The following is a 10,706-nucleotide window of genomic DNA, read 5'->3' on the forward strand; positions in this document are numbered from 1 at the left end:
TGAACGATGGCAGCAACCATGCACGCAAAGGATACCATTTCCGCTTCTCAGGCGGAGTGCTATGTCACCATTGAAGGCAACCGCTACAACCTGATGCAGGCCATCAGCCTGGAAGCGAAGATTGAGAAAACCAAGAAGGAAGTCCCCATCCTGGGCAAGACCGGCAAGGGCAACAAGGCCACCGGCTGGAAGGGGACGGGCTCGGCCAAGTTCCACTTCAACACCAGCCTCTTCCGGGAGCTTCTGGCCCGCTACAAGGATACCGGGGAGGACGTTTACTTCGACATCCAGGTCACCAACGAGGATGAGACCGCTGCGGTGGGGAGACAGACCATCATCCTGAAGGACTGCAACGTCAACGGCGGCATCCTCACCAAGTTCGACGCCGATGCGGACTACCTGGACGAGGAGCTGGACTTCACCTTTGAGGACTTCGATATGCCGGAGACCTTCAACCTGCTGGACGGAATGATTTGATTTTAGGAGGGATTTCACATGAGCTTATCCGCATTTTTCGCAGAAAACGCGCTCTCGGTGGAGCACGTCAAGTACGCCGCGTCTCAGCGCTTCCTGTCTGACGAGACAGACCCCAAGACCGGGAAACAAAAGCCCGTAGAGTGGGAGATCAAGACCATCACCGGCACCGAGGACGAAGCCTTGCGTCAGAGCTGCGCCAAACGGGTTCCCGTTCCCGGCCGGAAGAACCTCACCCAGCGGGAAACAGACTATGACGCCTACCTGGGCAAGCTGGCGGTGGCCTGTACCGTGTTCCCCAACCTCCACGACAAGGCCCTCCAGGACAGCTACCACGTCCTGGGCGCGGAGGCCGTCTTGAAGACCATGCTGACGCCTGGGGAGTATGTCGACTACCTCCAAAAGGTCCAGGAGGTCTGCGGCTTTGAGAATACCTTGGAGGACGAGGTGGATGTGGCAAAAAACTAATCGAGGAGGGCGACGGGGAGGCGAATCTGTGCTACTACTGCCTGCATGAGCTTCACCTGCTGCCCTCCCAGGTATTCCAACTGCCCCGCCGGGAGCGGGCCTTTTTGATCGCCGCCGTCAACCAGCGGGTGAAGGCAGAGGCCAAGCAGCGGCGGGAGCTGGAAAAGAAACCATAAGAAGGGAGGCACACGCCTATGGCCACCATCCGCACGGCCCTGGCCCTCTATGACGGGATGTCCCGCCCCCTGCGAAGCATCACTACGGCCCTGGGGACCGTCCTAGACAGCTTTGAAAATCTGCAAGACGCCTCCCGCAGCGCCGTCGACACCGCCGCCCTGGCACGGGCACGGGAAGAACTGGCCCGCGCCCGCGCGGCCTTTGACGACCTGGAAGGCCCCATCCGGGACGCGGACCGGGAGCAGCAGCGCCTGAATGGACACATCCGCGACGGGACCGACGGCGCCGGGGGTCTTTTGGGCAAATTCAAGGGCATCGCCCTGACTTTGGGCGGGCTGGCAGGGATGAAAAAGGTGATCGGCCTGTCCGACACCCTGGCCAGCACCACTGCCCGCCTGGACCTCATCGTGGACGATGGGGGCAGTGTGGCGGAGCTGGAGGCCAAGGTCATGGCCTCCGCCCAAAACTCCAGGGCGGCATACTTTGACACCGCCTCCGCCATTGCCAGCATGGGGGCCAACGCCAAGTCGGCCTTCTCTGGCAACGATGAGCTGATCGCCTTTATGGAGCAGATCAACAAGCAATTCGTCATCGGCGGGGCCTCGGCGGAGGGGCAGTCCGCCGCCATGCTCCAGCTCACCCAGGCCATGGGGGCGGGGGCGCTGCGGGGCGAAGAGCTAAACAGTATCCTGGAGAACGCCCCCGGCATTGCAAGGGCCATCGAACAGTACATGGGGGCGGCAGAAGGCTCCATCAAAAGCTATGCCGAGGAAGGACTTATCACGGCGGAAGTCGTGAAAAACGCCATGTTCGCCGCCGCCGAGGAGACCAACGCCAAGTTTGACTCCATGCCCAAGACCTGGGCTCAGGTGGCGACGAGTATGCAGAACACCGCCCTGACGCTGTTCTCCCCAGTCCTCCAAAGGCTGAATGAGATCGCCAACAGTGAGCAGTTCCAGAGGGTGGCAAGCGGCACCCTGGGCGGTCTCGCTCTGGTGGCCCAGGTGGCGGCGGAGGTATTGGACCTGATGCTCTCTGCCGCGAACCTCATCGCGGAAAACTGGAGCTGGATCGAGCCTATTATCCTGGGTGTGGCTGCGGCGATGCTGTTTTATCTGGCGGTGACCAAGGGGGCGCTGGTGGTGGAAGCGGTCAGCGGAGCGCTGAAAGCGGCTCATGCCGCGGTGGTCAATTTCCTGTCCATCGGCTACGGCGTCCTGACCGGGAGCACAGCGGCGGCTTCGGCAGCGACACTGGTGTTCAACTCCGCCCTGATGGCCTCCCCCATCACCTGGATCGTGCTGGCGGTGATCGCTCTGATCGCGGTGCTTTACGCGGCGGTGGGCGCGATGAACCACTTCGCCGGGACGTCGGTTTCCGCCACGGGGATCGTCTGCGGGGCCTTTATGGCCGCCCTGGCCTTCGTGGGGAATCTGTTCATCGTCTTTTATAACCTGGTGGTGGATGTGTTCGTGCTGATCTACAACCTGATCGCCGCTGTTGCCAACTTTATCGCCACGGTATTTGACGACCCGGTGGCGGCGGTGTGCCGTCTGTTCTTTGATCTGGCGGACACGGTGCTGTCGGTCCTGCAATCCCTGGCGTCGGCCATTGATACCGTGTTCGGCTCCAACCTGGCCGGGGCGGTGCAGAACTGGCGGAATTCCCTGGGAGGCTGGGTAGACAAGACCTTCGGCAAAGGTGTTGAGGTCATGGAGAAGATGGACGCCCAGCAGATGCACTTGCAGCGGTTTGAGTATTCCGCCGCCTGGGACAAGGGCTATTCCTTCGGCAAGGGTTTAGGCGAGAAGGTATCCAACCTCTTCAAGGCGCCGGACCTGGGCAAGGGGGAGGGCTACGACCTGGGCAATGTCCTGGACCAAATCCAGAACGCCGCCGGGGATACTGCCGGAAACACGGCAGACATGGCCGACGCCCTGGACTTGACCAAGGAAGAGCTAAAACTCCTGCGGGAGATCGCAGAGCGGGAGGCCATCAACCGCTTCACCACCGCCGAGATCAAGGTGGAAATGACCAACCACAACAACGTCTCTGGCACCCAGGACCTGGACGGTATCGTCTCGGACCTGGAAAAGAAGCTGGAGGAAGCCATGATCGAGGTCAGCGAGGGGGTGCATATCTGATGTACCAGTTTTATCTGGACGGAGAACTGCTGCCGGTGGCGCCGGAAAAGCTGACGGTGAAGATCAACAACCAGAACAAGACCCTCACCCTCATCAACGGGGAGGAGGTGGGCATCCTCAAGCGGCCGGGGCTGTCGAAGATCACCTTCTCGGCCCTGCTGCCTGCCTCTCCCTATCCTTTCGCCCAGTATTTGAGCGGCTTTCAAGGCCCGGTCCACTTCCTGGATAAGCTGGAGGCATTGAAGAACGGATTAAAACCCTTCCTGTTCCAGGTGGTACGTCCCCAGGGCTGGGCGCAGAGCAGCTTCACCGTCTCCCTGGAGGATTACAGCCTCACCGAGGACGCGGAACGCTACGGGCGGGACGTGTATGTGGAGATCACCCTGCTCCAGCACCGGGGGTACACGACGAAAACCATCACCTTCAAGCAGGAGCAGAACCAGACCACCGCCGCGGTGAAGCAGGAGGACCGTCCCACCACCGGCAAGACCACGGAGGAAACCTATACCGTAAAATCCGGGGACTGCCTCTGGAACATCGCCAAGAAATACCTGGGCAGCGGCACCCGGTATCCGGAGATCATTAAGCTGAATCTGGAAACCCTGGACGCCGACGCCAGGAAGCACGGCAAAGCCAGCAGCTCCAACGGCTACTGGCTCTTCGCCGGAACGATCTTAAAACTGCCCGCGAAATGAGAGGAGGGACGCCATGAGCGCTTATGTCTGGCCCTGTGCGGGGGGCTATGTGTCCAGTAAGTTCGGGCCGAGAAAGCCGCCCAAGAAAGGGGCATCTTCCTACCACTACGGCATCGACATCGCCGCCGGAGCCGGAACGTCCATCCTGGCGGCCAAGCCGGGGAAGTGCATCTATCGGGGGTATTCCAGCATCCGGGGGAATTTTCTCAAGCTGGACCACGGGGGCGGCATCGTGACCCTGTACCAGCATTGCAGCAAGATCATCGTTTCCGTGGGGGCCCAGGTCAAGGCAGGGCAGAAGATCGCCCTGGTGGGGTCTACGGGCTGCTCCACGGGGCCGCACCTGCACTTTGAGGTCCAGATCGGGGGCGTGTGCAAGAACCCCCTGAACTATGTGTCGCGGGGCAATACCAGCTATACCGGCCCGGCCTACGGCGGAGGTGGGTCTGCGTCCTCGGCGTCCGGGAAGAAGAGCGGCACGTCTGGGGGAAGCTCTGGTTCCAGCGAAAACGCCGCCCCGGCCAGCAAGGAGATCACCACCGTAGTGGCGAAATCCACCACCGGGACCGGCACCGCCCAGAAGATCACCCTGACCGGGCTTCCGGCGCATCTGTCCTACGGGGTGGAAATCCTCATTCAGAACGACCAGATCTATCTGCCGGCGGTGGAGGGCAGTGTCAAGCTGGAGCATAGCCGCAAGGGGGCGCCCTCCAAGCTGACCTTTACAGTTTTGAAGGACGGTGTGCTCAACTTCCAGGAGGGGAACCCCGTTACCCTTCGCTTCAACGGCAAGCCGGTATTCGCGGGCTTCGTGTTCAAGAAGAGCCGCAGCGATAACCTCCAGATCAATGTGACCGCCTACGACCAGCTGCGCTATCTCAAGAACAAGGACACCCTCTCCTACACCAACAAGACCTACGCCGAACTGCTGTCCATGATCGCCACGGACTACCACCTCCAGGTGGGGGCCGTGGCCGACACCAAGTATAAAATCCCCAGCCGCATCGAGGAGGGGACCCTTTTGGATATGCTGCAAAACGCTTCGGACCTGACGGTGGTGAATACAGGGGTGCTGTATGTCCTCTATGACGACTTCGGCGAGCTGACCCTGAAGCCTCTGAAAGACATGATCCTGGACGTGGTGGTGGACGAGGATACCGCCAAGGGCTACGACTATGAATCCAGCATCGACAAGGACACCTACAACAAGATCAAGCTGGCGGTGGACAACGACCAGACCGGGGAGCGGGAGACCCACGTCACCAACGAGCCGGTGAACCAGGGCAAGTGGGGGCAGCTGCAATACTATGAGAAAATCGACGGCAGCCCCACGGCGGCGCTGCTGGCGGAGCGGGCGAAAATCCTGCTGAACTATTACAACAAGAAACACCGCACCCTGACCATCAAGGGGGCCTTTGGGGACCTCCGGGTCCGGGGCGGGAGCCTGGTGGTGGTGAAGATGGGCCTGGGGGATATCGCGGTCAACAACTATATGTGCGTGGAGAAAGTGACCCACACCTGGGAACACGGCCTGCACACCATGGACCTGTCCCTGTCGGGCATTCGGGGGGAGTTTGCGGCATGACGGGATTTATTGAGATTATCAAGCAGGTGGCGGTGAACGCCGTGGAGGCCCGCAAGCCTGCGGCCCTGCTCTTTGGCACCGTTTCCTCCCTGGCTCCGCTGAAAATCCGGCTGTCCCAGCAGGAGGAATACCCGAAGGAATTTTTTCTCGCCCTGACCCCGGTTCCAACCTTTGAGGAAGGGGACCGCCTGGTCCTGCTCCGCTTCCAGGGCGGACAGCAGTTTTTGATTCTCGGAAAGGAGGGGAGTTTATAGGTGCTGCCTACGGTATATGAGGACGACTTGACCCAGGATTTCACCGTGGAGGCCAACCCGCCCAGCCGGACCTTTCGGCTGGACCACCAGGAGCTGGCGGTCCGAGGCATGACGGACCAGTTGGAGGCGGTGGAGCAGGCCGTCTTTCTGATCCTGAATACTGAGCGCTACGACTGGCTCATCCACTCCTGGAACTACGGCGTGGAACTGCGGGGCCTCATCGGAAAACCTTTGGCCTACTGCGTGGTGGAAATCCAGCGGCGGGTGACGGAGGCCCTGCTCCAGGACGACCGGATCACCGCCGTGGAGGACTTCTCTTTTGAATCCGGGAAGAAGCGGGTGCTGACGACCTTTCGGGTGGTCAGCATTTTTGGTGCATTCCGTACTGGAATGGAGGTGGATATCTGATGTATGAAGAGATCACGTATGAACTGCTGCTGGAGCGGATGCTGGAGAAAGCCCGGTCGGTCAATGCCAACCTGGACACCCGGGAAGGGTCCCTGGTCTGGCTGAGCCATGCCCCGGCGGCGGTGGAACTGCAGAACCTGTACTTGCAGCTGGACAACATCCTGCGGGAGACTTTTGCGGATACGGCCAGCCGGGAATACCTGCTGCTCCGGGCGGCGGAACGTGGCATCGTGCCCTACTCCGCCACCCCTGCCACCCTGCGCTTACAGATCACCCCGCCTACCCTGGAGCTGGATGCCAACACCCGCTTTTCCATCGGTGCCTGCAACTACGGCGTCACGGACAGCTTCGGGAACGGAGCGTATGAGCTGACCTGTGAGACGGCGGGGGAGATCGGCAACGCCTGGAGCGGCCCGGTCTTGCCCATCGACTATGTGGAGGGCTTGGAAAGCTGTACCATCACGGGCCTGCTGGTGCCTGGCGAGGACGAGGAGGACACCGAGGCGTTCCGCAAGCGGTACTTTGACAGCCTCAATGCCCAGGCCTTCGGCGGCAACCGGGCCGACTATCTGGAGAAGATCAACGCCATTCCCGGCGTGGGCGGGGCGAAGGTCTACCGGGCCTGGAACGGGAACATCAAACCGGCGGCGCTCCTGCCGCCGGAGGGGACAGCGGAGTGGATTGCCGGAGCATCTGCCTCAGGGGGGGTAAGGGCGTGGCTAGAGGCCGTCTATGCCGCTGCTGCGGAGCGCCATTTGACCGTGGGCGGTACGGTGAAAGTGACGGTGATTGACAGCGCTTATGCCGCACCCTCTGCTGCCCTGGTGGAGTTGGTGCAGAACATAGTGGACCCGTTACAAAATGCTGGGGAGGGGGAAGGCATTGCGCCCATCGGTCATGTGGTGATGGTAGAGGGGGTCCAGGACGCGGTGGTAAACCTGTCCTTCTGCCTGTTCTATCAAACAGACTGGAACTGGGAGGCGGTGGCTCCCTACATCACCGAGGCCATCACCGATTATTTCCACGAGCTGGCGGAGAGCTGGGCAGACCAGGAGGACGCCTTGGTGGTGCGCCTGAGCCAGTTGGAGAGCCGCATCTTGGGGGTATCCGGGGTGCTGGATATTGCCGGGACGCAGATCAACGGCGAAGCGGCCAACTGTCCCCTGCCCCCAGACCGTATCCCGGTGTTAGGCGAAATTACGGTGGAGGGGGTGACAGCTTGGAGCGGCGGCTGATTGACTATCTGCCCTATGTGGTTCGGGCTTATGCGGAATACCAGGCCATGATGGACGGGGAGCAGCCGGAATTTGAACGGGCCTGGCAGGCCGCGGATGGGCTGTTGGAGGATCAATTTCTCATGACGGCAGGCAACGCAGGGCTGTCCCGCTGGGAAAAGATACTGCATATCGTCCCCAAGGCCACCGACGGCCTGGAGGACCGCCGCTTTCGTATTTTGACCCGGCTCAATGAGGAATTGCCCTATAGCCTCTCTCAGCTGCGGAACATCCTGGGAACGCTGTGCGGCCCTGGGAATTTCTCGGCGCAGGTGGTGGAGGGCTACACCCTGGACGTGAAGCTGGGCCTGGCGGCCAAGAACAACTACAACGACGTGGCGGCACTGTTGGAGCGGGTCAGTCCCCAGAATCTGATCTTGCAGATATCCCGGCCCTACAACAGTTATCATGAGCTTGGAAGGTTTACGCACGCTCAGCTTGCAGTTTTTTCGCATTACGATTTAAGAAACGAGGTATTTGAAGGTGGCGGATAAAACCCAAAACTATAACCTGATCAAGCCGCTTGCATCTGAATTTTATGATGTAGGGGTTCAAAATAGCAACATGGATAAAATTGATCAGGAGTTAAAAAGGCAGGATGACGAATTGAAGGAGTTTCAGAGCGGGCAAGGAGGAAAGGCCGATCTGGACGCTAACGGGAAGATACCAGTCGATCAGCTTCCAGATATGGGCTACATCCCGATAGACCAGAAGGGCGCAGCCCACGGGGTAGCAACATTGGATAAAAATGCAAAAATTCCAAAGGGCCAACTGCCTGATGCGGAGGCGAAGCGGGTTGCTCGCTTCACTGTTGGTACCACTACCGCAGGCTGGACGGCAGATAAAGTGGACTATCTCTGCGATGGTACCGCCGACCAAGTAGAAATCAATGCCGCAATTACAGCACTTCCCGATGATGGCGGGGAGGTGGTCGTCCTTGATGGGACATACAATCTAACCAATTCCGTATTGGTAAAAAAGAATAATGTCACACTTTCCGGGAACGGCGGAAGCACCATACTAAAAAGATTTTTTCTTGGTGATTCTAAAAATTACGCATTAGTATTTGTTAGTTCCAGTAATAACACAATCCAGTTTTTTTCGTTGGATGGGGCGAAAGGCGGCACATATGATTCTTCATATGGCTTTGGCATTTGCGTATCTAACGGTTCAAACAACAAAATAATCGGTAATGAGGTCAACAATAACAACAAAAGCGCCATATATATATTTTCTAGTTCAAACAATATAATAATTGGGAATACGGGAGCCAATATGGGCTCATCTGGAATCGCCTTGGTTTCGCAGTCGGGGAAAAACAAAATATGCAATAATGCGTTTGAAAATTGCAAATATCAAGGGGTATCCTTGGATTCTAGCGAAAACAACACAATAACTGGGAATATTTTTGAAAAATGCAATGCAGGAATACAACTGTGGAGCAACTCAAACGGAAATACGCTAATAGGGAATGTTTGCAGAAACAGCAATAGTAGTGGGCAAGGCATAAACATAAATTCTAGCTCAAACAACACAATAATTGGGAATACGTGCAACGACAACTTCAACGGCATATCCTTGGGGTCTAGCTCGAACAATAATACAGTAAGCGGGAATATGTGTAAAGAAAATAATAATGGGATAAGCCTAGATTCTAATTCAAACAACAATGCAGTAAGCGGCAATGTGTGTAAAGAAAACAGCAATGGAATAAACATAAGTTCTAGCAAAAACAACACAGTAACCGGGAATACGTGTATTAGAGGAAACGGAACCACGGGAGATTATACGGTTTATGATTATAGTATCAGTCTTACCAACGATGCCCAAAACAATCTTATTTCAAGCAACAATATAATGGGCAAGAACTATACGAACAACGGAACCGGAAACACATTCGCCAACAACAAATATAACTAAGGATGGATAAAGATGTTCCGAATGTATGGAAGAATCATACAGGTTTTGCGTTATCAGTCTACCAATACCGAGTTTCACCTCAACGAAAACGGGGAGTTTGTGGAGAAAACCGTCACCCATTACTCCCCCACCGCCGAGGAAGCCATCGCCCTGGGCAAGAACGTCCAGCCCCTCCACCTGGAAGCCGACGAGTGGATGGACGGCCTGGAGGTGGCCGACGTGCCTGACACCATGGGGGAGGCGGTCAAAATCCGCGACATGGGACAAGCTGCCTACCTGGCCCTGTGCAGACAGCAGGCGCAGCAGACCCCGGAAGCCCTCCACGCCGCCAGCGCGGACCTTATGGAGATGGCGGTGGACCAGGAAGTCCGGCTGACCATGCTGGAACTTGGCGTGGCAGAATAATACATTTTCTGCAAACTTGCGGCCAACTTGCGGAAAACTTAAGACCAACTTGGAACCAACGGAAAGGAGGTGACCCCATGCTGTACCGCACGTTAAAGCGGCTCATTGAGCTGGGCAGAACGGACGGGATGAAGGAAAAGCTGGATATCTTTCTGGCAACCGGCAGCCTGACCGTGGAGCAGCACAACGAGCTGACGGGGATGCTACCGTAGTAAGTATGCCGACATATCCTACACCACGAATGAAAAAGAGAAAGGTTGGTACATCATGAAAACTGGATTTTTAACGGGGGTCGGCGTAGCAGGCAGCGCTGTTGCCTCCCTCTTCGGCGGCTGGGACGCGGCCATCGTAACGCTGCTGATCTTTATGGCGATTGACTATGGCACGGGGATGCTGGTGGCCGGAGTGTTCCGTGCCAGCCCCAAGACAGCCTCCGGAGCACTGGAGAGCAGGGCCGGCTGGAAGGGCTTGTGTCGCAAGGGTGTAACCCTGCTGATCGTTATCATCGCCCACCGGCTGGATTTGATGCTGGGGACGACGGTGATCCGGGACGCGGTGGTGATCGCTTTCGTGGCCAATGAGACCATTTCCATTGTGGAAAATGCGGGGCTGATGGGGGTGCCCATCCCAGCGGCCATTACCAAGGCCATTGACGTTTTGAACGCCAAAGCGAACAACGAAGAGAAGGAACACGAATAACGTGTTTCAAAATGGCACGAAATGAAACAGGAAAGGAGCAGGCCAATGAGTGACAGCAAACTGGTGAGTTATACCAAACTCTCACCACATTGCACTGTCCCAAGACAGGGAAAGATCATGGGAATCAGTATCCACACCATGGCTGGACCCGGCAGTGTGGAGGGGTGCGGGCAGGTGTTCCAGGACACCCGGACAAGCTCCCA

General features: G+C 57.6%; 13 protein-coding genes. All 13 read left to right on the plus strand.

The genetic code is table 11. The features are described from left to right. The first annotated feature begins 6 nt into the window (after window positions 1-6). The 13 genes from ACTOZL_RS00545 to ACTOZL_RS00605 all read left to right on the plus strand — a co-directional run bounded on the left by ACTOZL_RS00545 (window position 7) and on the right by ACTOZL_RS00605 (window position 10,503). Window positions 7-477, plus strand: a complete 471-nt coding sequence (locus ACTOZL_RS00545) for a phage tail tube protein (RefSeq protein ID WP_482476087.1) — start codon at window positions 7-9, stop codon at window positions 475-477. 18 nt (window positions 478-495) lie between these two features. Further along, window positions 496-942 (plus strand): phage tail assembly chaperone, encoded by a 447-nt coding sequence (locus tag ACTOZL_RS00550; RefSeq protein ID WP_482476088.1) that lies wholly within the window; start codon window positions 496-498, stop codon window positions 940-942. Between the two features lie 194 nt (window positions 943-1,136). Further along, a complete protein-coding gene (locus ACTOZL_RS00555; RefSeq protein ID WP_482476089.1) occupies window positions 1,137-3,263 on the plus strand; it encodes a tape measure protein in 2,127 nt (708 codons plus the stop codon). Next, complete coding sequence (locus tag ACTOZL_RS00560; RefSeq protein ID WP_482476090.1) at window positions 3,263-3,958, plus strand: LysM peptidoglycan-binding domain-containing protein; 696 nt, start codon at window positions 3,263-3,265, stop codon at window positions 3,956-3,958. The genes ACTOZL_RS00555 and ACTOZL_RS00560 overlap by 1 nt, the downstream gene beginning before the upstream one ends. Window positions 3,959-3,971: 13 nt before the next feature. Beyond that, the gene (locus ACTOZL_RS00565; protein ID WP_482476091.1) at window positions 3,972-5,543 is read left to right on the plus strand and encodes an XkdQ/YqbQ family protein; all 1,572 of its coding nucleotides are present in this window, start codon (window positions 3,972-3,974) and stop codon (window positions 5,541-5,543) included. Continuing rightward, window positions 5,540-5,797, plus strand: coding sequence for a DUF2577 family protein (locus ACTOZL_RS00570; protein WP_482476092.1), 258 nt, complete (start codon window positions 5,540-5,542; stop codon window positions 5,795-5,797). The genes ACTOZL_RS00565 and ACTOZL_RS00570 overlap by 4 nt, the downstream gene beginning before the upstream one ends. Beyond that, on the plus strand, window positions 5,798-6,205 hold the full coding sequence (locus ACTOZL_RS00575) for a DUF2634 domain-containing protein (RefSeq protein WP_482476093.1): 408 nt from the start codon (window positions 5,798-5,800) through the stop codon (window positions 6,203-6,205). Beyond that, window positions 6,205-7,440: a baseplate J/gp47 family protein gene (locus tag ACTOZL_RS00580; RefSeq protein WP_482476094.1), complete on the plus strand. Its 1,236-nt coding sequence runs from the start codon at window positions 6,205-6,207 to the stop codon at window positions 7,438-7,440. Before ACTOZL_RS00575 ends, ACTOZL_RS00580 begins: the two co-directional genes overlap by 1 nt. Then, a complete protein-coding gene (locus ACTOZL_RS00585) occupies window positions 7,425-7,973 on the plus strand; it encodes a putative phage tail protein (RefSeq protein ID WP_482476095.1) in 549 nt (182 codons plus the stop codon). The genes ACTOZL_RS00580 and ACTOZL_RS00585 overlap by 16 nt, the downstream gene beginning before the upstream one ends. Continuing rightward, on the plus strand, window positions 7,963-9,399 hold the full coding sequence (locus tag ACTOZL_RS00590) for a right-handed parallel beta-helix repeat-containing protein (protein ID WP_482476096.1): 1,437 nt from the start codon (window positions 7,963-7,965) through the stop codon (window positions 9,397-9,399). Before ACTOZL_RS00585 ends, ACTOZL_RS00590 begins: the two co-directional genes overlap by 11 nt. A 21-nt stretch (window positions 9,400-9,420) precedes the next feature. Further along, window positions 9,421-9,804, plus strand: coding sequence for a hypothetical protein (locus ACTOZL_RS00595; protein ID WP_482476097.1), 384 nt, complete (start codon window positions 9,421-9,423; stop codon window positions 9,802-9,804). A 77-nt stretch (window positions 9,805-9,881) separates the two neighbouring features. Beyond that, on the plus strand, window positions 9,882-10,016 hold the full coding sequence (locus ACTOZL_RS00600) for a hypothetical protein (RefSeq protein WP_482476098.1): 135 nt from the start codon (window positions 9,882-9,884) through the stop codon (window positions 10,014-10,016). Between the two features lie 55 nt (window positions 10,017-10,071). Next, window positions 10,072-10,503 (plus strand): phage holin family protein, encoded by a 432-nt coding sequence (locus ACTOZL_RS00605; protein WP_482476099.1) that lies wholly within the window; start codon window positions 10,072-10,074, stop codon window positions 10,501-10,503. The last annotated feature ends 203 nt before the right edge of the window (window positions 10,504-10,706 follow it).

It is taken from the genome of Evtepia sp., from assembly GCF_056797215.1.